Origin of the sequence: Paenibacillus pseudetheri (genome assembly GCF_924513355.1) — a bacterium.
GTDB classification, from domain to species: Bacteria; Bacillota; Bacilli; order Paenibacillales; family Paenibacillaceae; genus Paenibacillus_AQ; species Paenibacillus_AQ pseudetheri.
The window spans coordinates 26925-52834 of record NZ_CAKMAB010000017.1 but is presented as its reverse complement, the minus strand read 5'-3'; the positions used below and the strand labels follow the sequence as shown (position 1 = coordinate 52834).

Annotated in this window: 21 protein-coding genes; 4 read left to right on the top strand and 17 right to left on the bottom strand. The window is 42.7% G+C overall.

What is annotated here, in order from left to right:
• Nucleotides 1–95: 95 nt before the first annotated feature.
• The 8 genes from L1028_RS16700 to ilvB form a co-directional block, all read right to left on the bottom strand.
• A complete protein-coding gene (locus L1028_RS16700; protein WP_234535669.1) occupies nucleotides 96–1436 on the bottom strand; it encodes a response regulator transcription factor in 1341 nt (446 codons plus the stop codon).
• A gap of 2 nt (nucleotides 1437–1438) precedes the next feature.
• Nucleotides 1439–3178 (bottom strand): sensor histidine kinase, encoded by a 1740-nt coding sequence (locus L1028_RS16695; RefSeq protein WP_234535667.1) that lies wholly within the window; start codon nucleotides 3176–3178, stop codon nucleotides 1439–1441.
• 130 nt (nucleotides 3179–3308) lie between these two features.
• Complete coding sequence (locus L1028_RS16690; protein ID WP_234535665.1) at nucleotides 3309–4151, bottom strand: MBL fold metallo-hydrolase; 843 nt, start codon at nucleotides 4149–4151, stop codon at nucleotides 3309–3311.
• Between the two features lie 407 nt (nucleotides 4152–4558).
• Nucleotides 4559–8383, bottom strand: coding sequence for a collagen binding domain-containing protein (locus tag L1028_RS16685; protein WP_234535663.1), 3825 nt, complete (start codon nucleotides 8381–8383; stop codon nucleotides 4559–4561).
• 322 nt (nucleotides 8384–8705) lie between these two features.
• Nucleotides 8706–10247 carry a 2-isopropylmalate synthase gene (locus L1028_RS16680; protein ID WP_234535661.1) on the bottom strand — a complete coding sequence of 514 codons (1542 nt, stop codon included), beginning with the start codon at nucleotides 10245–10247 and terminating at the stop codon, nucleotides 8706–8708.
• Between the two features lie 100 nt (nucleotides 10248–10347).
• Nucleotides 10348–11340: a ketol-acid reductoisomerase gene (gene ilvC / locus L1028_RS16675; protein WP_036679485.1), complete on the bottom strand. Its 993-nt coding sequence runs from the start codon at nucleotides 11338–11340 to the stop codon at nucleotides 10348–10350.
• Nucleotides 11341–11517: 177 nt separating this feature from the next.
• The gene (ilvN, locus tag L1028_RS16670; protein WP_234535760.1) at nucleotides 11518–12006 is read right to left on the bottom strand and encodes an acetolactate synthase small subunit; all 489 of its coding nucleotides are present in this window, start codon (nucleotides 12004–12006) and stop codon (nucleotides 11518–11520) included.
• On the bottom strand, nucleotides 12003–13745 hold the full coding sequence (ilvB, locus tag L1028_RS16665) for a biosynthetic-type acetolactate synthase large subunit (protein WP_234535659.1): 1743 nt from the start codon (nucleotides 13743–13745) through the stop codon (nucleotides 12003–12005). The genes ilvN and ilvB overlap by 4 nt, the downstream gene beginning before the upstream one ends.
• Before the next feature lie 590 nt (nucleotides 13746–14335).
• On the opposite strand from ilvB, the gene L1028_RS16660 reads away from it, so the two are divergent.
• A complete protein-coding gene (locus L1028_RS16660; RefSeq protein ID WP_234535657.1) occupies nucleotides 14336–14782 on the top strand; it encodes a GNAT family N-acetyltransferase in 447 nt (148 codons plus the stop codon).
• A 22-nt stretch (nucleotides 14783–14804) separates the two neighbouring features.
• Here L1028_RS16660 and L1028_RS16655 read toward each other — a convergent pair whose 3' ends face one another.
• The 5 genes from L1028_RS16655 to L1028_RS16635 all read right to left on the bottom strand — a co-directional run bounded on the left by L1028_RS16655 (nucleotide 14805) and on the right by L1028_RS16635 (nucleotide 20150).
• Nucleotides 14805–15146, bottom strand: a complete 342-nt coding sequence (locus L1028_RS16655; RefSeq protein WP_234535656.1) for a hypothetical protein — start codon at nucleotides 15144–15146, stop codon at nucleotides 14805–14807.
• 200 nt (nucleotides 15147–15346) lie between these two features.
• Nucleotides 15347–16303, bottom strand: a complete 957-nt coding sequence (locus L1028_RS16650; RefSeq protein WP_234535653.1) for an ABC transporter permease — start codon at nucleotides 16301–16303, stop codon at nucleotides 15347–15349.
• Nucleotides 16304–17377, bottom strand: a complete 1074-nt coding sequence (locus tag L1028_RS16645; RefSeq protein WP_042125082.1) for an ABC transporter permease — start codon at nucleotides 17375–17377, stop codon at nucleotides 16304–16306.
• A complete protein-coding gene (locus L1028_RS16640) occupies nucleotides 17370–18908 on the bottom strand; it encodes an ABC transporter ATP-binding protein (RefSeq protein WP_234535651.1) in 1539 nt (512 codons plus the stop codon). The genes L1028_RS16645 and L1028_RS16640 overlap by 8 nt, the downstream gene beginning before the upstream one ends.
• A 186-nt stretch (nucleotides 18909–19094) precedes the next feature.
• Nucleotides 19095–20150: a BMP family lipoprotein gene (locus tag L1028_RS16635; RefSeq protein WP_234535649.1), complete on the bottom strand. Its 1056-nt coding sequence runs from the start codon at nucleotides 20148–20150 to the stop codon at nucleotides 19095–19097.
• Between the two features lie 307 nt (nucleotides 20151–20457).
• Here L1028_RS16635 and L1028_RS16630 point away from each other — a divergent pair, with 307 nt between their 5' ends.
• The gene (locus L1028_RS16630) at nucleotides 20458–21000 is read left to right on the top strand and encodes an acyl-CoA thioesterase (protein WP_042185711.1); all 543 of its coding nucleotides are present in this window, start codon (nucleotides 20458–20460) and stop codon (nucleotides 20998–21000) included.
• A 138-nt stretch (nucleotides 21001–21138) separates the two neighbouring features.
• On the opposite strand, the gene rplT is transcribed toward L1028_RS16630, so the two are convergent.
• The 4 genes from rplT to L1028_RS16610 form a co-directional block, all read right to left on the bottom strand.
• Entirely contained in the window at nucleotides 21139–21498 is a 360-nt protein-coding gene (gene rplT / locus L1028_RS16625) for a 50S ribosomal protein L20 (protein ID WP_042125073.1), read from the bottom strand.
• Between the two features lie 31 nt (nucleotides 21499–21529).
• Complete coding sequence (gene rpmI, locus L1028_RS16620) at nucleotides 21530–21730, bottom strand: 50S ribosomal protein L35 (protein WP_036679507.1); 201 nt, start codon at nucleotides 21728–21730, stop codon at nucleotides 21530–21532.
• A gap of 60 nt (nucleotides 21731–21790) precedes the next feature.
• Nucleotides 21791–22288, bottom strand: a complete 498-nt coding sequence (gene infC, locus L1028_RS16615) for a translation initiation factor IF-3 (protein WP_042125071.1) — start codon at nucleotides 22286–22288, stop codon at nucleotides 21791–21793.
• Nucleotides 22289–22566: 278 nt separating this feature from the next.
• The gene (locus tag L1028_RS16610) at nucleotides 22567–23805 is read right to left on the bottom strand and encodes a glycosyltransferase family 2 protein (protein WP_234535647.1); all 1239 of its coding nucleotides are present in this window, start codon (nucleotides 23803–23805) and stop codon (nucleotides 22567–22569) included.
• A gap of 401 nt (nucleotides 23806–24206) precedes the next feature.
• Between L1028_RS16610 and L1028_RS16605 the strand changes: the two genes are divergently transcribed.
• Nucleotides 24207–24734 (top strand): phosphatase PAP2 family protein, encoded by a 528-nt coding sequence (locus L1028_RS16605; RefSeq protein WP_234535645.1) that lies wholly within the window; start codon nucleotides 24207–24209, stop codon nucleotides 24732–24734.
• A 50-nt stretch (nucleotides 24735–24784) separates the two neighbouring features.
• Nucleotides 24785–25900, top strand: coding sequence for an MGDG synthase family glycosyltransferase (locus tag L1028_RS16600; protein ID WP_234535643.1), 1116 nt, complete (start codon nucleotides 24785–24787; stop codon nucleotides 25898–25900).
• Nucleotides 25901–25910 lie beyond the last annotated feature (10 nt).

Below are 25910 nucleotides of genomic sequence, written 5' to 3'. Positions count from 1 at the left end.
TTCATGTAGTTAATCAGTGTTCCTAGTTATTATTTTAGTCACACGGGGAACCGCTTTCAATTTCATTTTTTTTACATCACTTTCACTTTATTTACTCATTTTGAATTTCGATATTCCTGTGGAGATAAGCCCATCTTCCGTTTGAAGAATGTTGTAAAGTAGGATGGTGATTCAAAACCGACCCGGATGGCGATTTCATTTAATTTTAGAGTTGTATTCTTCATCAGCTGCAGAGCAACATGCAGTTTCGTCGACTGGATATACTCTAATAAATTTTGACCTGTCGTCTGTTTATAATAACGAGATAAATAGGACGGATTAAGATGCACCTCTGCAGCAATTGAGGTAAGCGATATATCTCCAGATAGGTTCTCCTGCACAAATTGGTGAATTTGTTCGATGATTAGCGTCTTGAAATCTTCCTGCTCGATTCCTCCAGCTTTGTGCATCGTATCCTCAAGTTGACTTAGTTTCTCAAGGTCTAAGATAAGCATGTGCTGACCTAATAAAGCTCTCTTAAGAATCATAGAGCGCACTGCTTCAACTTGAAGATGGATCGATTCCCAATGGTTAAGTAAATCCCCCGATATTCCGAATGAAACGCAGACATTTAGCAGCTCATCACACTCATTCTGTACAGGCTCTAATACCCCTCTCATATAAGCAACGATTCCAGGCCAATTCACCCCTTGATCTGGATAGCCACTACGAAAGCGATTCAGCAATCCTTCATCTGGTTGAAGCAGCCATATGAATACACGATCATCATAAATTACTTCTTCACATGCAATAGATGCAGGCAGGTGATCATGGAAAATCCGCTGAACAGACGGAGGCATTTTAAATTTAGGATCATCTAATCGATTCAAGATACCAACAAGAAAGAACGAAGGACGATCTAATGCAATGCCAAACTCTACATCCTTGTAACGTACATTATTGAGTATAGAAGTAATAGACTCCCCGCTCAGCACCCGCTCCATCATCTCTCTCTTTAGGAAGGAACTAGCGATTTGATAGTGCATTTGTGCCTTCTCCAATTGAAGTCTGCGACGGTTCTCCTCGTCCAGCTTGTCGACTGCTGCTTTCACAGCTTGGAAAATAGGTTCAATTCCTTCCGTTTTCAGAATGTAATTGTCCACATTCTTACGAATCGCTTCGTATACATAATCAAATTCACTGTATCCTGTAAGGAAAATCACTCGGCATAATGGCCAATAATAGACGATTTCGTCCACGAGCTGGAGACCATTCTTCTGAGGCATACGAATATCGCTAACCAAAATATCCAGTTTCGTTTTCTTTGCAATTTCAAGAGCTTCGCTTGAGGAGTAAGCTTTTCGTATATCCAGTTCAAATTCTGAGTTATCCTGAAACAGTTGGACTAATCCATTCACAATTACAGGCTCGTCATCTACGATTAGTAATCTATACATAATCACACTTCCTTACTCTCGTATTTAACTATCAGTTCTGCCCTCAATCCTCCGTATTTGCTGCGAGAGACAAACAAGCCACTATCTGGGCCGTACTTCAATTGGAGTCTATTATTAACATTGATTAATCCCGTCTTCTCAACTTGTTTCAGACCCATCGCAAGTTTCTTCTGCAAGTACTCTATTTCCTCATCTTTTAAAAGAATGCCGTTATCTTCAATCGTGATAATTATTATTCCCTCTTCGCATTCGGCACCAATATAGACAACTCCATGTCGGTAGTCGTCTTCGAAAGCATGCTCGAACACATTCTCAACAATCGGCTGAATAATCAGCCTCGGTACTAAAATCCCATTCGCCAAAACGGGTATTTCTTCATATTCGAAAGAAATACGATTTGAGAAGCGAATACACTGAATTTCACAATAATCAAGCGCATGCTGATACTCCTTAAAGAAAGGCACCTCGTCCGATCCACTTCTCGTGATGTATTGGTAGTAGCTCCCTAGCTTTTGTGAGAGCTCAGCCGCACTATCGGAATCTCCTACTTTACACATCATGTAAATGTTAAAGAAGCTGTTATAGAGAAAATGCGGGTTAATCTGTGACTGCAATTGCTTCAACTGCGAATGCTGCAGGGCAATCTTCTGTTCATAATTCTCCTCAATAGAACGCTTAAGTCTAGAAGCCATGCGATTAAAACTATTAAATATATAGTAAAACTCATCTTTGGTCTTTGACTCAATGACTAAATCAAGATTATCCGTTTCTACCATACGGAATGTCTTAACCAATTTGGATAAGGGCCTATGAATCATTAGATTTACCGAATAAGAATAAAGTATCATTACCACAATAGCGATGACGAAAGAAGCATATAGTAGTGTATTAAATTGGCTTAAGGGCCTTGTGATTTCATTCTGATTCACGTACATAATCAAGGATAGATTCAAAGAACTAATAAAGTTATGGGCAATAAAGTAACTTTTACCGTTCACCTTGTTTATTTCTGGGATATCGGAATTAAACTGATCCTGTTTGGTGATGAGCTTAAGGACCTCAGTAGATACTAACTGATCGTCTGTAGTTGATAGAATATTGCCCAGCTCATTACTTCCCAGAAATACCTCCGATTCTTGATATAAGGTTGCGATTTGATTTAGTGCCTCCAATAGCTTACCTTTTGAGATTTCAATATACGACCAAAGCTCCGCATTATCTCCTGTTTCTATAAGGAAAATCGCATCACCGCTCCGATAGAATGAAGGCTTCTGCTTAACCTTAAGTAACGAGGAAATTTTCTCGTACTCCATATTAGGAATGGCCGTGACCCCCGTCTTACCAGAGATCGTTTTGCCCAGAGACTTAACATATACCCCGGCGTTAACCACATATTCGCTTGAGGCAATGATCCGATTCAATAGATCTTCAGCATTACCGATTAATTCTACCTCTTCATACTTTTCTAAACTTTCGCCTCGGAAACTAAGCTTCTGTATGTTTTTATCTTCTTGAAATTGTAATTGTTGATTGCGGATGAAATATATCTCTTTATCCAGTTGCTTGGAATAGAATGACGCCCCAGCCAGGGATGAGTCTAAAATCGCATTTTTGGTGAATGACATCCCCTTATAATTCACCCAAATATTCATCGATATGAGCGGAATCAGAAAGACGATAAATACGATGACAACTTTCTGATAGACGAACCATTTTACTTTTCCCGTAGCCAGCAGCTTCATTCTCTACCTCCGTATCTACTCATTTTGAGCCCTTAAAGCTATAAAAAAGACCCGTAAAGTAGTCCTTTCCTCAAAGGAGGATTTTACGGGTAATGACTATGCTTTTAATTATAGATAGACCATCTTCATGTCATGCTAAGAAGACTTTCATCCCATCATAGGAAATGATAAAATTCTCCTCTTCTGTATTCTTAACTAAAGTATCATGCAACTCTGCGCTGTAGTGAGAGAAATGAGTGAGAATAAATGACGTACTAGCATCACAACTATTTTGGTCAAGCAAACGTTCTCTTACAATCCGACAACCGGAGATCCCCATATGATAATCATATCTATCCTCTAGCCCATAATTACAATCCAGACTAACAACGTCGAGGTGCTTATCACGGAGATAATTGAAGGTTTCATCACTGAATATACCGCTATCATTTCCGTATAAGAATCTTGTGTTATTCTGCTCAAGTAGATAGATAAAGCTATGTTCATCCGGCTTGTGATGGGCTGGCAATGCGGTTACTGTCACTTCTCCTAGCGTGAAGGGCATGAAAGGCTGTATGATATGAAACTCGTAAAAAGGATCTTCAATCGTATCAGTTCCATAATCATAGCGAAGAGCTGATTTCATCGTTTCTTCTACCGTTTCATTTCCGTAAATATGCAGTTTTTTTCCACTCTCCTGCAGTTGACAATACCAATGCTCATGCCTCATCATGAGCTCTGCTGCTGCAAAATGATCCGTATGCGAATGCGTAACAATCAAATGATTAACTTTCCCCAAATCCAATTTATAACGAAGCTTATTCATATACATGTCAGGTGAGAAATCCAACAGCAAATCAGAGTTAATAAGCGCTCCTGTACGAGCGCGAATATTCTTGCCGCCAAGCTCCATCGCCATAGAGCAACGTTCACATTGACAAAATAAAGCTGGATAACCCTCGCTTGCTCCAGTTCCTAAATACATAAATTCCATGGTATCATCTCCCAGCGCATTTTATGATAGCGCTTACTGATTAGTTTAAAAAAAGATATATGCTGAATAGTGTCGCTGGCGCTACATTACGAATAATGAGCGAAAATCCCATTTTCGTCAAGGTTCAGTTCGTTGGGAGTTGGGTGGCCCATCCGACTGGCACAGCCTCAAATTCAGTTCGTGTACTTTTGGACCTTGTGTTTGAACAGGATATACGTTAGAGAGTGGAGATGCGATACTAAAGCCAGACCCGGAAGCTCCCTCGAAGTGAAGAAGGTTATGAAGCGAGCAGCCATAGACCAAAAATAAAGAGCAAGGCTCCTCCAATAACAGGAGGAGCCTTGCTCCGTTGACTTTTATCCTATGGGAGTTTAGTGCCGGGACAGCACCCTTATCATTACGATATATTAATTACTGCGTTTGAATCTTCGAGCTAACACAAAACCTGCAAGAACTAGACTTCCACCTACTAAGTAAATAGGAAGTGCACTTTCTTCTCCCGTTTTCGGAAGCTCTGTTGGTTTATTGCTGTTATCCCCTGGCTCTTTTACTGTACCTTTTGGTACTTCCTCGACATCAATCTCGATCTCGATCTCTTCTTCATTTCCATTCTCATCTGTCACAATGACCGTGAACTTGTCTTTTCCAATGAAGCCTGGATCTGGTGTATAAATCCACTTACCATCTTTAGTAATAGTCACCTTACCATGATCTGGCTTATCACCGATACTCGGCACGCCCCCAAGTGGGATTTCACCTTCAAGAGGAATGTCCTCATCTGTAGTCAGTTTCTCTACAGGTGGCGTCACCTTCGGAACAACAGGCGTACTAGTTGGCACCGCCGTGATAATCGGTGTTGCTGTTACTGTTGGTGTCACAGTTGGCGTTGCTACCACTGGTGTTGGGGATGGTGTAGCAGTAACGATTACTCCCGGTATTGACGTCGGCGTCGACACAGGAACCGTTGGATGGTCTGGCGTCGACGTCGGTGTTACTGTCGACACAGGTGTTTCCGTCGGCGTCGGTGTTACTGTCGGCGTTGGTGTTGCTGTCGGCGTTGGTGTTGTCGTCAGCGTTGGCGTTGGCGTCGGCGTTGCTGTCGGCGTTGGCGTTGGCGTCGGTGTGACCGTCGGCGTTGGCGTTGGCGTCGGCGTTGCTGTCGGCGTTGGCGTTGGCGTCGGTGTGACCGTCGGCGCCGGTGTTACTGTCGGAGCGGGCGTTGCTGTTGGTGTTGGAACTTTATTGGTTATCGTTAACTTTATACCTGCCGTTGTATTAATATCCACTTCATGTGGTGTTGTATCAAGAACATACCCAGCTGGTGCTGCTTTTTCAATCAATACATATTTGCCACCTGGTAGCTTGGTAAATTCTAGTACCCCATCTGCATCCGTAGTCCCTTCCTTAATCCAGACCTTGTCTTTATCAATGATACGATAGAGATCAAATACAGCTCCACTTAGCAGCATTTTATTATCAGCATCATCTGCCTTCGTGATCGTTAATGGACCTCTTACACCACTCCCTGTGCCAGAACCGCTGGAAAGCTTAACTGTAATTTCCTTGGTACTTTCATTTGTTATTACCTTGATGTTCTTACCATCAAAACTAACCTTATTGGTTACTTTATCATTGTTCTGTGCTGTAATCAGGGAGTCATATTTCAGAATATAAGCCTCCGAAATATCCTTTAGGAAACTAAGCTTAAAGCTTTCCTTTCCGTCGATATCTGTAGTAATCTCCAGCTTATAGTCCGTATCTCTAATCAGTTCTTGAGTAGTTTCTTTTACAGTCCCATCACTTGAAACTGTCGTTTTATAGACATGAAATGTATTGGACAAGAGGATTTGATTATCACTCGGAACATCCGTAATTACAGCCTCTTTTACAAAAGATTGGTTACGGTTGATGTTAACTGTCCAATGTATTTTATTGCCGACCTGATCGCCGCCTTTATTAACGTATTCCCCACCTTGTGGAATACTAACAGTGGCTTCCAGTTTTGCGGATTCTACTTTCGTGCCGTCATATAATATGGCTGTATTTTTAATTTCATTTAAATCAATCGCTTGATCAGCGAATGTAGTTTTGAAAGTGACGTAGAACGCATAATTAATGGTTTTATTAAATGTCACCTTCAGCTCATTACCATTCAAATTCACATTATAATCAGCGGAATCCACGTTAGCTTGAGGAGAAGGATCACCATTCTTCCCATATTCCCATTTATAAACTTTTACAGAAGCCTTATTGACAACTTGGCCAGTCGGAATGGTATCAATTAGTTCAGCATTATTTAACGTTTTCTGATTATAATTAGCGCCAATATTCCAAGTGATCTCTTTGGTTACAGCATTGTAGGACCCACTCTTTTTCCCATTGTTTTTAACTTCATCTCTTGGATTAAAGGTTGAGGTCGCTTCTTTATGCTTGGGCTCCTGTACCCCATTCACCGTTTCTTTCCAATCGAGTGCACCTTTATTTGAAAATTGTGTTTTGCCCGAGGCCAGCCAATCATAGTTAAAGCTTGTTGTATAAGTAATAGTGTAAGGCTCATTAATTGAACCATTAAAAGTAATTACAAACCCATCGTCCACTGCAGGTGGATTATGATCATTGTAAACAACAGTATGAACGGTAGCAGTTCCACCTTTGGTCGGTTTAACCTTTAATGTGCCAGGAATTAGCTTTAATCCCGCGTTGCCAAAAGTATCGGTCACCACTAAATTTTCCATAGTCTTGCTGTCATCGTTAATTTGAATCGTCCAATCAATGGTCTTTGTCGCATAATTAATATTGCTATAGTTCTTATGAAGAATTTGCTGTTTAATATCACGATTTCCAGTTTCTGATTTTCCATCATAAGTAATCTTGTTCGTAATTTGGCCATCATCAAATACACGGCCATTTGCTTTTGTCTGATATTCAATTCGGTAGGCAGAACTTATATCATTGTTGAATTTCAGATCAAAACCATTTAACCCCGTTGCAGTTGTTGGCGTCACCGTATATTCGCTTGAAGCAAGTTCCGCGCCTATGATCCCTTTACCATTGCTGTCAATCGTTACCGGATAGACTTTGACAGAGGTAGGGATTAAATCTTGGGAGTTGTTAAACGTATCCTTTAAAATAGCCTTTGCCGCTAAAATTGTTTTTTCATTGTAATTGAAATTAACAGCCCAGGAAATCGTCTGAGTTGCCGCATCGTATCCAGTGGACTCTTTCGACAGCGGCTTGCCGCGCCCAACTGTAACCGTAGTACTAGCCATCTTGGATATTCCTCCATCACCCTTAAAGACAGCTTCGTTCGTAAATGCAGTGCTATCCACACCCGTACCGGTAATATCCGTTGAGAATCCAATGCGGTATGCCTTTGTGATTGGGTTGTCCTTAAATTTCAACTTTAATTCTGCACCAGTAGAATCTGTCACATCATACTTACTGCTATCTACTACATTTCCCTGGCTCACTTGTCCATCTATTTTTACATCAAGCTCATAAACCACAATAGATACGGTATTTAAAGACAACCCTGAAGGAAGCTTGTCTGTAACCTCTGCATTGTAAACACTATCCAGAACCTTGTTTACATCAACCGTCCAAGCGATACTTGTTGGGTTATAATACTGCGGCTTCGGTGAACCGTTTTTTTCTATCGTAGAGCTAACCTTTGGCTTAAAATTAAGCTCAATGGTCTGAGTTCCTCCCTGAATAGGGAATGTTATTGTCTGCTTAGAAGAGCCTGTAATCTTTTTGGAGCTCAGTAGCGACCTTACTGTAAAGGTGCCCCCCACTTGATCATGGGATTCAATATATTTGTTAAATGTGAATACAACTTTATTGGTATTTTTGTCAACCGTATAAGTCCCTACAGGCTCATCGTCAAAAATAAGATTACCATTCAGATCATTATAAAGTTCAAACTGTGTTGGAAGATCAAACGTAAAGGTAGAACCCTCCTTATACCCATGTCCATCTGAAATTGCCCATGTATAGTTTAATTCCGAATAGGAATCAAGCTGATATACGCTTTCCGTAACCGTATCTGTGTATTTATCATCGGTGTAAACAGCCAGCGTTACATTAGTAATGAGATTTTCACTAATCACAGTACCATTGCCATTTCCACTTGCATATACTGGTGTATTAAACCCGAAACCAAAGCTATAAGCCCACTGCGTCACAAGTAATAATACTATGAGCCATGCGCTTATTTTCTTTTTTGATAACATTTGTTAAACTCCTCCTTTTTTAACTGTTTATTTTGTTTTTCACAAGCTCTATACTTTGGATCCACTATTCTTATCCTCTGCAATAACCTCCTTGATCTTTTCTCCCTCTACTAATCGCCATGCTTACATCTATTGTAAATAGTGCATCTATACATAATCTGAACAGAGTCCTGAGAAGTCTTCTTCATACTTTTTCTTCCAAATAAAAAAACAGGGATATGCGATGTAAACTCGCATATCCCTGTCGTATCTAATGCTCTCTCATCTAGATGTTAATAGTAAGCGTAATACTACTTAAAAAATAAAGAATACATTGTACATTTTATAGACTAGCGTGTTCACGTTTGGTGTAAGTTTTACGTTTCTCCAGAAGCTTGTTAAGTGCATCTATATAAGCGCGGGCACTCGCTTCTAGAATATCGGTGCTAAGTCCACGGCCCTGTGCAGCGACTTCACCCTGCGACAGCACTACATGAACCTCACCCTGTGCATCTTTACCACGGGAGACGGATTTAATGGAATAGTCCCCAAGGGTAACTTCCTCACCCGTGGCTTTATCAATAGCATTGTAGATGGCATCTACCGAACCATTGCCTTCTGCCTCTGCTACAATAGGCTCCGCTTCCGGAGCATCAATAATCACCTTAGCAGTTGGAACAGCTTTATTGCCGTAAGTAACATAAATCGTCTGAAGTCTGAATACTTCTGGCGTATCAATTAGTTTCTCTTCAATCAATGCCAAAATATCTTCATCAGACACTTCTTTTTTCTTATCCGCCAAGTCCTTAAACCTTGAAAAAGCTGTATTAAGCTCTTCTTCGGATAAATCATACCCTAGATCACTTAACTTATCGCGGAAAGCATGGCGTCCAGAGTGCTTACCAAGTACCAGCTTGCTCTCTTTAAGTCCAATGGTCTCCGGTGTCATGATCTCATAGGTGGTCTTCTCTTTCAGCATTCCGTCCTGGTGAATACCCGATTCATGAGCAAATGCATTAGCTCCTACAATCGCTTTATTCCCTGGGACTACCATACCTGTCAACTTGCTGACCAAGCGACTTGTGCGAGAAATCTCAGATAACGTTAAAGAAGTTTTTGCGCCAAAAAATTCAGCACGTGTCTCCAGCGCTAATGCCACTTCTTCAATCGCTGTGTTCCCGGCACGTTCACCAATACCGTTGATCGTTCCTTCAATCTGATCTGCACCATTCTGAATCGCGGCTAGCGTATTGGCCGTAGCCATGCCAAGGTCGTTATGACAATGAGCACTAAGCTGTACGCGTTCAATATCAGGCACATTTTCTTTTAAGTATTTAAAGATAGCTCCATATTCAGAAGGATTCAGATAACCTACAGTATCCGGGATATTAACAACATTAGCGCCTTCTCGGATAGCCATTCCGACCATTTCAGCCATGAAATCATACTCCGTACGACCTGCATCTTCTAATGAAAACTCAAGTTTAGGGAAATATTTCTTGGCATAACGGATAGCAGATTGTGCAGTTTCCAGCACCTGAGCTTTATCCATCCGCAGTTTATGCTGGCGGTGAATAGGAGATGTGGCTAAAAAAATATGAATGCAAGGGTCCTGTGCCCCCTGCAATGCTTCTTTTACTGCATCAATATCTGTCTCTCTAGAACGAGAAAGACCGATTACCGTGACGTTTTTCACTGCTCTTGCTACTGCATTTACCGAAGCCAGGTCACCTGGTGAAGCAGCAGGAAAGCCCGCTTCCATGCGGTCAATCCCCAGCTTTTCCAGCTGGTAGGCGATCTCAACTTTTTCACGCGTGTTTAGGTTCACACCCGGCGACTGCTCTCCGTCTCGCAGCGTCGTATCGAACACATAAATTTTCCGCATGCAAAGCACCTCCCAAAGATTGTGCTAAAACCCTCAAATGCGGCTCGCATAGTCACGGCCGCATTTGAAGGTCACACTATTTAATCATAAGTATATATGATTACTTCTTAATCCAGTGCATCATTTCACGCAATTGGCTACCAACAACTTCAACAGGGTGAGCAGCTTCGTTGCGACGAGTAGCTGTAAGGAAAGCACGTCCGGATTGGTTCTCAAGGATGAAGTCACGAGCGAATTTACCTTCTTGGATATCCGTCAGAACAGCTTTCATTGCTTTTTTAGTGTCTTCAGTCACAATGCGAGGGCCAGTTACATAGTCACCGTACTCGGCAGTGTTACTGATGGAATCGCGCATGCTGGACAATCCGCCTTCATATACCATGTCAACGATCAGCTTCAATTCATGCAGACATTCGAAGTAAGCCATTTCAGGAGCATAGCCTGCTTCTGTCAATGTTTCGAATCCAGCTTTGATCAGTGCGGATACACCACCACAAAGTACTGCTTGTTCGCCGAACAAGTCGGTTTCGGTTTCTTCACGGAAAGAAGTTTCGATAACTCCTGCACGTGTACAACCAATACCTTTTGCATAAGCAAGACCGATTTCTTTCGCTTTACCTGTTGCATCCTGTTCGATAGCAATCAAGCCAGGAACGCCGAAGCCTTCAACATAAGTACGACGAACCATGTGACCTGGAGATTTTGGTGCTACAAGCAACACGTCCGCATCTTTAGGAGCAACGATTTGTCCAAAGTGTACGTTAAAGCCGTGGGAGAACATCAAAGCCGCGCCTTTTTTAAGGTTTGGTTCCACTTCGTTTTTATATACGGATGCTTGAGTTTCATCTGGCATTAGAATTTGCACAACATCTGCACGGGATACTGCCTCAGCTACTGGCAATACTTCAAAACCGTCATTTTTTGCAGTTTCGAAAGATTTACCTTCACGAAGACCGATGACAACTTGAAGACCACTGTCACGAAGGTTCTGTGCTTGGGCATGTCCTTGGCTACCGTACCCGATTACCGCAATTGTCTTTCCTTTTAATACACTAAGTTCTGCATCCTGTTCATAGTACGTTGTAACTGCCATTGTCAATATCCTCCTTTAATTTGAGACCCATCATAAAGAGCGGGTGCTTCAAGAGAACTGAATTCATACCGTATCAAGCTCCTCTTCAAGCTCCCGCTCTTTAGCGGGAAGTTCATTCATATCATATCAGATTAATGCAATCAAGCAGTAATCCATTAAAGTCGTAAAATATAATACTTAAGAGTTACCACGTACCATAGCCGTAACACCTGTGCGAGAAAGCTCTCTAATTCCATAAGGTTTCAAAAGCTCGATCATTGCATCAATTTTCTGTGTCTCCCCAACTACTTGCACCAGTATAGTGGTGCTGCCGATATCAACCACTGAAGCACGGAAAGTCTCAACAACACCCAAAATTTCCGGACGCTCACTTGGATCAGCATTCACTTTAATCAGAGCCAGCTCGCGTGCAACCATTGGCTTAGCTCCAAGATCAACGACTTTGATAACATCAATTAGCTTATAGAGCTGCTTCTCGATTTGTTCAAGGGTATGCTGGTCGCCCAGAGTAACGATAACCATCCGGGATAATCCAGCCTCTTCGGACTGGCCGACTGTAATACTCTCAATATTAAAACCACGGCGACCGAACAAGCCTGACACCCGCTGAAGCACACCTGGCTGGTCATTTACGAGTACAGAAATCGTATGTCTTGTCACTGTTATTCATCCCCCATCAGCATATGATCGATGGTTGAACCTTGAGTCACCATCGGGTAGACATTCTCGTCTTTTGGAACAACGAATTCTACCAATACTGGACCCGGTGTTTCCAGAGCTTTCTGCCATGCATCACGTGCTTCTTCCTTATTCGTCGCCCGTAGACCTTTTACACCATAGGCCTCAGCCAGCTTAACGAAATCCGGACTACCTGCAAGGTCTGTATAGCTATAACGTTTGTCATAGATAAGATTCTGCCATTGGCGAACCATTCCAAGCACTTGATTATTAATAACAACGATTTTGACAGGTATATTGTTAATCGCACATATCGCCAGCTCTTGGGAACACATTTGCATACCGCCATCCCCGTTAATCGATACTACCAACCGTTCAGGATGTGCCATTTGTGCACCGATAGCTGATGGGAATCCAAAGCCCATCGTTCCAAGACCACCTGAAGTAATCCATGAACGCGGATGATTGAACTTGTAATATTGTGCTGCCCACATTTGATGCTGGCCAACGTCCGTAGTAACAATCGCTTCACCATTAGTGGTGTCATTAATCATTTCAATAACCCATTGTGGTTTAAGCTCTGTCTCCGAATCTTTATACCGAAGTGGCTGATCAAGCTTCGACTGTGCAATATGCGTTCTCCAAGCATCAGCCTTAGATGCACGGCCAACCTCAGGAATCAGCATTTCCAGTACAGTTTTTACATCTCCTACGATTGGAATATCAGGCGATACATTTTTTCCGATTTCTGCAGGGTCGATATCGATATGCACGATCTTGGCTTTTGGCGCGAAGCCGTCCAGCCTACCCGTAACACGGTCATCAAAGCGGGCACCGATATTAATGAGCAAATCGCATTGCTGAATCGCATTATTTGCGGTATATGTGCCATGCATCCCCGGCATTCCCATCCAAAGCTCTTCTGCACTAGGGAAGGCTCCAAGACCAAGTAAGGTCGTAGTAATTGGAATTTCTGTCCGTTTCACGAATTCCAACATCGCTTCATGTGCTCCGGAGTAAATAACTCCACCGCCTGCAATGATGATTGGACGTTCAGCGACTGCGATAGCGCGAACCAGCTTATCAAGCTGTAGCTTGTTTGGAACTGTACAAGGGTTATAACCACGAAGATTTACTGTATTCACTGGTGCGAACAACGTTTTCGCTGCCGACACATCTTTCGGAATATCAATCAATACGGGTCCTTTGCGTCCAGTATTAGCTATATGAAAAGCTTCATGAATCACACGAGGGAGATCCTCTACATCTCTAACAAAGTAGCTATGCTTAGTGATTGGCATCGTGATCCCGGTAATATCCGCTTCCTGAAAAGCATCAGTACCGATTAGACTGGAGAATACGTTACCTGTGATTACAACCAATGGAGTGGAGTCCATATATGCTGTAGCAATACCTGTCACCAGATTCGTTGCTCCTGGACCTGAGGTTGCTATACACACCCCTGGTTTTCCACTTGCTCTAGCGTAACCGTCAGCTGCATGAATCGCGCCTTGCTCATGACGTGTTAACACGTGATTGAAATCCGTAAAACCGTACAATGCATCATAAATGTACAATACAGCTCCACCTGGATATCCGAATACTGTGTCTACACCCTCCAGTACAAGGCTGCGGAGTAGTATTTCCGAACCAGTAATAACTTCCGGCTCCATCCATTTTTCTTTAAGCTGCTCTGTAGACCGTAATTCCGGTATTTGCGCGCTCATCAGTATTCCTCCTCCGATATTTAACATTCATTATGCAAAATGACGGACCGTCCTCTATACATCAGCAAATAGTTATTTATAAAACAAAAAAACCTTCCGCCTCCCACGCACAGTATTAGCGCGTGAGGGACGAAAGGTTGATCTTCCGTGGTACCACCCATGTTTGCATTACATCTCGCGATGCAACGCCTTATCAGGTATACAAAAATCCATCGATGTAGGCAAGGGCCCTAATCTCTGTAACCTGAAGTCCGTAACGCGGACTAAACGATTCCCCCTAATAATTCCACCACTCTAGCCAGTGGACCTTTCAGGGAAACAGCTCCGAGGTGAGCTCGTATATAAGGGATTTCGGTGGAGGTTGCAGCAAATCCTCACACTCTCTGAGCAAAAGAGCCCTTAAAACTTCGTCCTCATCATTGCCGATCATGTATGTTCGTTAAAATGTTTAGACACATTATATGATTCCTAACAAGGATAGTCAATACCCATATTTTAAAAATCGTCACAACTCCTGCTTCTACCCTCTCGGAACGCCTGCCCCTCTCCCAACATATGATGTACGACAATGCGTGGAAAGGGGACGCTCTATGATTCGTTATCGTCGACCGAAGCAGGATGACGTTGTTATTTTTGATTTAATCGACCGACAGCTCGTTCCATTATCTCATCTGCCGCAAACTGAAATCACTAAAATCAAAAAGGATTTACCCCGTCGTCTAGGACACGGAATCACTCTTGTCACCTGTCCCGACTATGAAAGCGATCCAAACGGGTTTGTCCATTTCTTGCTGCATGGTGATTTACTCTATATCGATATGCTAGCCATTGCACCAGAGGCTCGGCGAAAACAGTTGGGAAATATGCTCATGGATCGGGCAGAAAGATTTGCACTTTCTCGCGGTTGTCATCGTTCTAAGGTATCTGTCGATCTAGGGAATGCAGTAGCGCTAGCCTTTTATCGAAAATTGGGCTACAGCGTAGCCCGTTATCAATCACTAAGTTTTTGCTACGAGCTTGAGAAACGATTCTCCTAGCCAAAGCAGCACTTATCGGAACTTAAAAGAATCCAAAAGGTGGATATGGTGTTCCTCCGTATCCATAACCTCCATAAGGAGTTCCATAACCGTAACCGCCACCATAAGGTGTAGCTCCGCCATATCCACCGCCATAACCTCCACCATAAGCATAAGGGGCAGTACCAACGGCGAGCAAATCAAACAACACTAATGGAATGATTGCTTTGGTTTGTACTTTTTTACCACTTACACGTTGCAAAATGAGACGATTTCCTGATACACGAAGCAGCTTTCCAGTAACCTGTGTGCCATCTTTTTTCACAGCGATGATCTGTTTACCTATGAGCCTCAAAACCTGCTTTTTTGTAACTGGCTTAGTCATAATATCCCCTCCAAAAAGTTTTGCATGCCTCTGCTTCCCGCCATCTTCAAAACAGTTTATTCGCACAAAAGTACCTTCGCCTGTACACTTGCCCTTACCTCTTAATGTTTATCCATATCGATCCTAACAAAAAAAGCCGTATCTCCGGAAAAGTCCGGAAATACGGCTTGAAAATGATATAAGCAAAGAATCGAAAAGATCTAGCGTTTACCAGGATCGTAAGGCTGACCTAATGCCTTAGGAGCAGCGGAACGACCTACAGCACCCACCAATACAATGATCGTTAATACGTAAGGAATCATAAAGATAAACTCTTGTGGAATATCCTTTGACCATTCAAACAATTGTACGTAGTTACGGATCGCTTGAGAGAATCCGAAGAATACAGCAGCGCCAAAGGCACCAAGCGGATTCCACTTACCAAAGATCATCGCTGCAATAGCGATAAAACCTTGACCTGAAATCGTATTATGTCCAAAGGTTCCGGTTGTAGTTAGAGTGATTGTAGCACCACCGATACCAGCCATCAATCCACTCAGCATTACACCGATATATCTCATCCGTTTCACCTTGACGCCTAAGGTGTCTGCAGCACTAGGATGTTCACCTACTGCGCGTAAACGCAGTCCAAATGGCGTTTTAAACAAAACGAAATAAATAACAATAACCAGCACAATGGCCAGATAAGTGGTCGGATAGGAATTAAATATCCCTTCACCAATCACTGGGATTCTGGAGAGTCCAGGAATTGCAACCTTGTTAAATCCATCGATTAGCGGAGTTTCAGCAGATCCATCAAACAGCAGCTTTACCATGTAGAGCGTACTACCTGCGGCTAAAAAGTTAATAACCGTACCACTGATGGTCTGATCCGATTTAAAGGTAATAGCTGCAACTGCATGAATTAGTGAACCAAGTACCCCGACGGCCATAGCACATAGTACGCCAATCCAAGGAGCCCATTCACCCATCCCTGCATCTTGAGCATAATAACCGCCTACTGCTGCTGCAAAGGCACCAAACATCATCAAACCTTCAAGTCCAATATTTACGACACCGGAGCGTTCAGAGAAGATGCCGCCAAGTGAGGCAAAAATGAGCGCTGTGGAAAAAACAAGCGTTGTATTAAGCAGTTGACCTAACGTCTGCAGATCCATCTATAACACCTTCTCTTTCTTGCGCTTGAAGTAAAAGGGCTTAAGCACCCAGCGAACAATCCCTTGTGCCGCAATAAAGAATATGATTGAACCTATAACGATACGAATAAGCTCCGGAGGAACATCTGCAGCAAAACTCATTCCTGCAGAACCATAAGTCAACGTACCATAGAGAATCGCAGCTAGAACAACACCAAGTGGATGTGTTAAACCAAGTAGAGCCACTGCGATACCATCAAAACCATATCCTGGTGATGCCGCGAACACAGATTGATAATGGAATACACCCAGTACCTCTCCTGCTCCGGCCAACCCTGCAAATACTCCACTTATGAACATTGCTTTTACAACGTTACGGCCAACATTCATACCTGCGTACTCGGCAGCATGAGGATTGTAACCAACAGCACGCATTTCATATCCTTGCTTAGTCTTCCATAAGTAGACATAGAAGAAGACTGCTGCGGCAAGGGCAATAGCTGTTCCCCAGTGCAGACGTGCATTGTCAAATAACGAATTCAAGAACGTCATAGAAAGTGAAGCTGGAATATCCTCGGAACGATTCTGCCCCGGGAGTAACAGAAATGCTCTTACAATATAATTCGACAAGTACAGAGCAACCCAGTTTAACATGATCGTGGTAATAACTTCATTAATCCCACGTTTGGCCTTCAAGTAGCCGGCGATACCAGCCCACAGACCTCCACATAACCCCGCTATAATAACAGCAAGCGGAACTAATATGAATCCTGGCAAGGCTGCAAATTTAATACCAACCACAGTCGCAGCTGTCATACCAATCATCACTTGTCCGTCTGCCCCGATATTAAACATCCCTGAACGGAATGCAAAGGCTACGGCTAGACCCGTGAGCATTAATGGCGTCATTTCGCGCACGGCTTCACCAAAGTTGTACAAGTTACCAAATACACGTGAGAACAGTGCGGAGTAAGCAGTTATCGGATCATAACCACCCATAAGCATAACTATTGCTCCCACAAGAAAACCAAGCACGATGGCGACAAGAGGAACGATATAGCTGTCAGTTGTGAAGATTTTTTTGAACTTATTCAACTGCCTTACCTCCCCGCTTCAAGCTGCCTGCCATCATAAGACCCAGTTCCTGGTCATTCGTATCCTGCGGGAACACTTCACCGACAATTTTTCCTTCATAGATAACAGCTATTCTGTCTGATACATTCATAATCTCGTCCAATTCAAACGAAATGAGCAATACAGCTTTCCCTTCGTCACGCTGTGCAATAAGCTGCTTTTGAACAAACTCGATAGCCCCAACATCTAGACCGCGTGTTGGTTGTGCTGCAATAAGTAATGTCGGATCTTTATCTATTTCCCGAGCAATAATCGCTTTCTGTTGATTTCCGCCGGATAGAGAACGTGCTTTAGTCTGAATTGAAGGTGTACGCACATCGAATTTCTCCACAAGACCTTCAGCATACTTATCAATGACATCATTTTGCATAAAGCCATTTTTGTTATACGGACTCTTATAGTAAGTTTCCAGAACCATATTCTCACTTACTGAGAAATCAAGCACCAAACCATGCTTATGACGGTCCTCTGGAATATGAGACACATTCATCTCCGTAATCTTGCGCGGGGATAAATTAGCTATCTCGTTCCCGGACACCTGAATAGAACCAGAATCAATTTTACGCAGACCTGTAATGGCCTGAATCAGTTCACTCTGTCCATTGCCATCTACACCAGCTATTCCGAGAATTTCTCCGGCTTTCACATCAAAGCTAAGGCCGTCCAGCACCGAGACACCGTCTTTACTCTTGCTGTTCACATCCTTCAGCTCGAGTACAGTTTCGCCAACCTCAGGAGCCTTCTTAGCTACCTTGAAGGTTACGCCGCGTCCAACCATTTTCTCAGCTAGTTCATTCGGATTAGTCTCTGCGGTATTTACGGTATCGATTACTTTTCCGCGTCTAATAATGGTGACCCGATCAGATATTTGCATAATTTCTTTAAGCTTATGCGTAATCAGAATAATCGATTTCCCCTCTGCAACAAGCCGCTTCATTATCGCCATCAATTCCGTAATTTCTTGAGGCGTAAGTACTGCAGTCGGCTCATCAAATATGAGAATATCCGCTCCGCGGTACAGGGTCTTCATAATTTCTACCCTTTGCTGCATACCTACAGAAATGTCATGAATAACGGCATTTGGATTCACTTGCAGGCCATATTGCTCCGATAGCTTCCGAACCTGTTCCGCAGCGGATTTATAGTCAATTTTAAGACCTTTCTTCGGCTCCATTCCAAGAACGATATTCTCAGTAACCGTAAAAGGTTCCACAAGTTTGAAATGCTGATGCACCATACCAATACCAAGCTCAATCGCTTTATTGGGGTTGTCAATTATAACCGGTTTCCCGTCGATTTCAATACTACCTTCATCTGGTTGGTACAATCCAAATACGATATTCATTAGGGTTGATTTCCCTGCACCATTCTCACCGAGCAATGCAAGAATCTCTCCCTTTTTTAACGTCAAGCTTATGGAATCGTTAGCAACAATTCCGGGAAATCGCTTTGTGATTTGCTTCAACTCTACGACAGGAGCCGCAGCACTCATGGTATCACCCTCATCACAGAATATATAACTACAATGTGGACAAGGATGTACCGCCCTCTTCAAGGCGGTATAACTATGTCCAGCTTATCATAACCAGTGCTTTAAAAAGGAATAAGGCCAGCGCATAACCGGCCTTATTCTTTGTTGTTTATTGCTTATTGTAATCCGATAAATAAAAGGGAGATCTTATTCGGTAGGAACTGTAATTGTTCCATCAATGATTTGTTTTTTGAAATCTTCAACTTTAGCCAAGATCTCTTCAGAAACGTTAACTTTAGATGTATCAGAGATACCTACACCATTGTCTTTCAAACCAAGAACAGTTGTAGTACCACCTTTGAAAGTACCATCGATTACTTCTTTGGAAACCTTCTTAACAGCTTCGTCAACGCGTTTGATCATGGAAGTCAAAGTTACGTCTGTACCAAATTCAATGGATTGGTCTTTATCTACACCGATAACCCATACTTTAGCACCGCCAGCTTTGTTACGGGATTTAGCTTCGTTGAAGACGCCATTTCCTGTTGCACCAGCAGCAGGGAAGATGATGTCATTACCATCGTTATACAATGTAGCTGCAAGAGATTTACCAGTATCTGGTTTGTCGTATGCACCTGCATAAGTAATAGTAACTTTAGCGTCAGGGTTAACTGCTGTTACACCAGCTTTGAATCCTACTTCAAAACGTTTGATTACTGGGCTTTCCATACCGCCAATAAAAGCTACTTTGTTAGTTTTTGTAGTCAAACCAGCAACCACACCAACCAAGAAGGAACCTTCATTCTCAGAGAAAGTAACGGATGCTACATTAGGCGCCTCTACTACGCTATCGATAATTGCCAAGTTAGCGTTGGCGTTCTCACTAGCAACTTTCTTAATTGCGTCGCCAAGATCAAAACCAATACCCCAAGTCAAGTTGTAGCCATCTTTAACGAATTGGTTAAGGTTTGGTTCATAGTCAGCGTTTGATTTACTTTGCAAATATTTAACGGAAGAACCTGTTTCTTTTTCAAGAGCTTGTAATGCTTCCCATGCGGATTGGTTAAACGATTTATCGTTTACGCCTCCGATGTCAGTAACCATACCGAATTTGAAATCAGATTTTGCGGCATTTGTTCCGCCATTTGTTCCTGCATTAGTCTCGCCATTTGCAGCATTCTTAGCGTTGTTGTTTCCGCAACCGGCCAATACTACTGTGAACGCCAGCAACATTACAAGAGATAGCTTGAAAACTTTTTTCATTGAATGTGATCCCCCTTAAAATATTGGATGTCATCTGTGTTCTACTTGGACATTCCATAGATCAAATTATAACTGCAATAAAATCTAAAATCCAGTCCATAAATGACCTCAGGTCAATAAATATTTGTACTTTTTCGTAAGTAACCGCTTTCCATGACACGACGTGTTATCATCATGTTTGAATGATGTTAGAAAACCTTATTTTACTTTGTATAGTATTCCAACACAATACAAATATTATTGCACACTTATGTGTTTTCTATTATTATGATTGCTTAGTATTTGCACTGAAAGGAAGTTATCAGATATGACCGATGAAAAAAATCCACAAACGATGCCGGCTTTTAAATATTGCCGTGAATCCCGCGTCTTCAAAACCGGACGCGTTTTCCCTAATGATGTTAATAATCACAAAACATTGTTTGGCGGTAAGCTTATGAGCGGCATCGATGAAGTAGCCTCCATCTCAGCTATGCGCCATTGCCGTGCCAATGTCGTTACAGCCTCTACAGACTCTGTCGACTTCTTGAGGCCCATCCGACCTACAGACTCCGTATGCTTTGAATCCTTCGTTTCTTGGACCGGACGCACAAGCATAGAGGTATTCGTAAAGATCATTTCAGAAAACTTATATACGGGTGAGCGCGCTGTCGCTGCCACTTCATTCCTTACCTTTGTTGCAGTCGGGGAGGATGGTACCCCCACTCCAGTTCCTGCCATAATTCCAGAGACCGATGAAGAGAAACTGATCAGCGAATCAGCTAATGAACGTTCCGAGCTACGCAAAGTAAGAAGAACCATCAGTAAAAAGCTCGCTGCCGAGCTCAATACTGTGAAGTACTGGGAATAACTCTGCATTAAGCAGAGTTTTTTCTCATTTTTTAACGGCTGAGGAATCATCTCCTCATTCTATATCCTTCATACCACACAAAAAAGCACCGCTGCATGGGCAACCCGCAGGCGGTGCTTTTCGATTATATTACAACACTTACGCGTTGATTTTTTCTTTGGCAATACCAGCCAATGAGTTGAATGCATTAAGATCATTTACAGCCAGATCAGCCAGCATCTTACGGTTAACTTCTACACCAGCCAATTTCAAGCCGTATACAAGCTTGCTGTAAGAAAGACCGTTCAAACGAGCTGCTGCATTAATACGAACGATCCATAGTCTGCGGAAGTTACGTTTAGTTTGACGACGGTCGCGGTAAGCGTAAACCATCGATTTCATTACTTGTTCTTTAGCTGTTTTAAAAATGCGGTGTTTAGAACCGAAATAACCTTTTGCCAATTTCAATACTTTTTTATGTCTACGACGAACTACAAATCCGCCCTTAACTCTTGCCATATTAATAAACCTCCCAAAAATGTGTGATAAACTATTTCAAGTTAGCCAATCCTTGTTTCAAACGTCTTACATCCCCAGGGGCCATTACTGGATTACCGTTCAGAACGCGCTTAGCGCGTTTAGATTTGTGGGACAGCAAATGGTTTTTGTGAGCTTTGTAACGTGTTACTTTACCAGTTCCGGTAATTTTGAAGCGGCCTTTCAGGCTGCTATGTGTTTTCATCTTAGGCATGGTGTTTCCTCCTTGAATATTATGCGGCGCCAAATTGCATGTAAGCAAGTGACTCCAGATTTATTGGGCTTTAGGAGCCAAGATCATAATCATGCTGCGACCTTCCAGCTTAGGCTGGCGCTCAACAACAGATATATCAGCCACTTCGTTCTTAACACGCTCGAGGATTTTCTGGCCGATATTCGCATGTGTGATCTCACGTCCGCGGAAACGTACGGAGCACTTTACTTTATCGCCTTCACCCAAGAACTTGATCACATTGCGGAACTTGGTTTGATAATCATGTTCCTCAATGTTAGCACGGAACCAGACTTCCTTGATATCAACGATCTTCTGGTTCTTACGGGCTTCCTTCTCTTTCTTCTGCGTTTCATAACGGAACTTGCCGTAATCCATGATGCGGCATACCGGCGGCTTAGCCTGGGGTGCTACATTGACTAAATCTAGATTAAGATCGATCGCCATTTGCAACGCTTCGCGGATCGGTTTAATTCCGATTTGTTCACCTTCCGCACCAACCAACCGTACCTCTTTGGCCCGAATTTCATCATTGATCATATGTTCCTTACTGATAACTCTCCACCTCCGGATCTTTTTAACAACTATACTACCTTACTCCATAAAAAAGGGGTGCCGGTAACACCCGACACCCCGTGTTTGATCAACGTTCATGAACATTAACATTCATAAAGCATTGAGATCAAAACCAGCCGGCGAATATGCCAGTCAGGTGAGAAGCAGGTGCTTCTTCTTGCAATCCCTATGATTTGCGTACTTGAATACTATACACCACTCCAAACGGAGTGTCAATTCTTTTATTCAAATTCTTAGATATCTTAAACCTGCTTGCTTTGCACTTCTTCAAGTCTTACGACACGCGTATGCTTGGTATGGCTCCATTGCTTGTTGTTCTGCGTGAAGAACGCATAGAACGTAATAGGATACCAAGAGATCAGGTAAATTGGGAAGAACACCAGATAAGCGTACACCTTCTTAAATTTAACCTTCTCCAAAGCCATCGCAACCCCAAAGGTCACCAGATTCAAACCGATCGCAAGGAAACCGAGCCAGATTGGCAAGCTACCGTAAATATTAGCAATATTCGGTCCGTTAAAGAGGGCCATATCCACCCACATTACCGCCGTCATTAAAAAGGTGAGTAAAACAATGTACACATTTGCTCCATAAAGCGCAAGGTCAAACTTCGTTAAGCTACGTTCTTTAATACTTTGCCAAAGTAATGGGAAAAAATAACGACGAGCTACAGTAAAGTGTCCCTGCATCCAGCGCAGACGCTGTCTTGAAGAGGCCTTGAAAGTTAGTGGCTTCTCGTCAAAAACCTTTGCGTCATAATTGAACTTAGGATATACACCATGAGATGCACTGCGCATCGTAAACTCCAGATCCTCAACCAAGCTTGTAGCTCCCCAGCCCATCTCTTTAAGGAGATTAGTCTCGAAACACATTCCAGTTCCGCCAAGGAAGTTCGCCATATTCAAATTATGGCGTGAAAGTTGCCACAAACGGTTAATATACCAATACGACACACCATACGCTGCAGTAATCCATGAATCTTCTGGATTCTTGGTGTCAATATAACCTTGAATAACACGTGCTCCTGAACAAAGATCATTATTCATCTCCATTAGGAACTCAGTATGTGCCAGATTATCGGCATCAAACATTACAACTGCGTCATATTGACGCTGCATGCCCCAAAGCTCCTTGAGCATCCATTCAATTGCATAACCTTTACCACGTAGATTCGGGTTAGTACGGACACAAGCGTTCATTCCGTGCTCTCTAACAATGCGAGCTGTACCATCTGTACAATTGTCACAAATTACAAATACGTCAAACAATTCTGAAGGATAGTTAAGCTGCTTCAGGTTCTCCATTAACGCGCCGACGACTTCTTCCTCGTTATGTGCAGCAACAAGTACTGCAAATGTTTTTTCCGGCTTATACTTTGTCTTTGTCTTTTTCTTGTGCAGACCAAATAACGAAAAGGTAAACTGATATACTGCGATTGCTGCCAAGATCACTTGGAGCGTAACAAACAGTGCGTCTGTCATGACCTTTTGATGCCCCCTTTTTTCACTCTCGGTGTTCTTTTTTTTCTCTCTAGCTTGCTTGACGTTCCTTCTGACCCTTTTGTTGCATCCCTTAAATTAGACCAAGAGTATTCTTATTCTAGGCAGACTTCACAATTTTTATATGTGTTGTTTAAAAGAATTGTATGGATTCCATTATTTCGGATCCTTATTTATCTCTTACCTTTTAAACATGTTTAGTCCGCTTGAATCATTGTACGGCGTTAGCGGCTCTAAGTCAAAACTAGCAAATTTCTAGCAAAACTGAGCTTTTCCTTGAAATGGACTACCTTTAAAAAGTATGATTAAGACAGATCTAATGCTAAAGAACGGACTGCTCATAAGCACCTGTTATCGGTAGCCGACTGGCGGAGGGACAAGATATGAGACATTTATTCATGAAGCTACATCTCTGGGAGCGGCACCTTTTTAAGTGGATCAACGGACGAATGCATAATCGTTTTCTTAACTTTTGGCTCTTCTATCTCACTCATTTGGGTGGAGCTACAAGCACAATTGTTATCAACATACTGATATGGGCATTTGCTCCTCAGCCATGGCGAACCGCTAGCCTGCAAGCAATGACGGCTCTTGCTGTTAGCCATTTGCCCGTTGCTGTCGCCAAAAAACTGTATCCACGCATGCGGCCTTATCTGGCGCTACCGGATACGAACACATTTCGTAATCCATTAAAGGATCATTCTTTTCCTTCCGGTCATACTACAGCCATCTTTGCTGCAACGGTCCCATATATGGTAGCATTTCCCGCCTTGACCGTTATTCTGCTGCCGCTGGCTTGTATTGTCGGGTTCTCACGCATCTATCTGGGATTACATTATCCATCTGATGTCTTAGCAGGCTTAGTGATCGGAACCAGTGTTGCAGCGGGCACCATAGCCTTATGGATCTGAGTTTATATATGGTTAAACCGGGAAAACCTTTGAGAATAGGTGAATCAAAATTGCAAAAAAAAAGAATTTTAATACTCTCAGAAGGCTTTGGCGCGGGACATACTCAAGCAGCATATGCGCTGTCGAGCAGTCTGCGCCAACTGTCACCCAATTTACAAACAAAGGTGCTAGAACTTGGGAATTTCCTAAACCCCAAAATGGCACCCATTATTCTGTCCGCTTACCGTAAGACGGTAACGACACAGCCAAAGCTGATGGGGTATGTCTACCGTCACCAGAAATCATTTAATCGTCTTACCACGCTTGCCCTGCATCGTATATTTTATACACATACCAAAAATGTTGTTATGCAGTTAAAACCTGACGTTATCGTCTGCACACATTTCATTCCGGGTGCTGTAGTATCTCGCCTTAAGAGATTGGATCCTACCCTAAAGGTGCCACTCGTAACTGTTATAACGGATTATGACGCGCATGCCAGCTGGATCAGTCCAGAGGTAGACCGTTATCTGGTATCAACACCAGAGGTTAAATCCAAATTGCGCATACGAAACATTCCTGCTGCGAAAATTCAGGTTACAGGGATACCCGTACATCCTAACTTCTGGCAGCATCCTGGAAAGCAGGAGATTCGACAGCAATTTAATTTGAAGGATATCCCAACAGTACTAGTCATGGGCGGCGGCTGGGGGATCATGAACGATCAGGTTGTAAATGCCTGTCTGGCAGACTGGCGAGAGAAGATTCAAATTGTCTTTTGTCTTGGTAATAACGATAAGCTGCTGTGTGAAATGAAAGAAGATCCACGTTATAATCATCCTAATATTTCCTTAATCGGTTTTACGCGTGAGATTGATAAGCTTATGGAGGTATCCGATCTGCTCGTCACGAAACCAGGCGGAATGACTTGCAGTGAAGGACTCGCTAAGGGAATTCCGATGCTTTTCTACAATCCTCTCCCTGGGCAGGAGGAGGAGAATTGCCGCTATTTTACCGCTGCAGGTTTTGGAGAGCCGATAGAATCTTTAGACGTAGTCGTGATGTGGATGGAACGCCTCATAAACAACTATGAGGATGTGCAGAACAAGCGAAAACTTCATCTTGAGGAAATCGCCCGTCACCACCCATTGCAATGTGCTCAGAGCATTATCGAATTACTGGAATAGTAAATTTAAA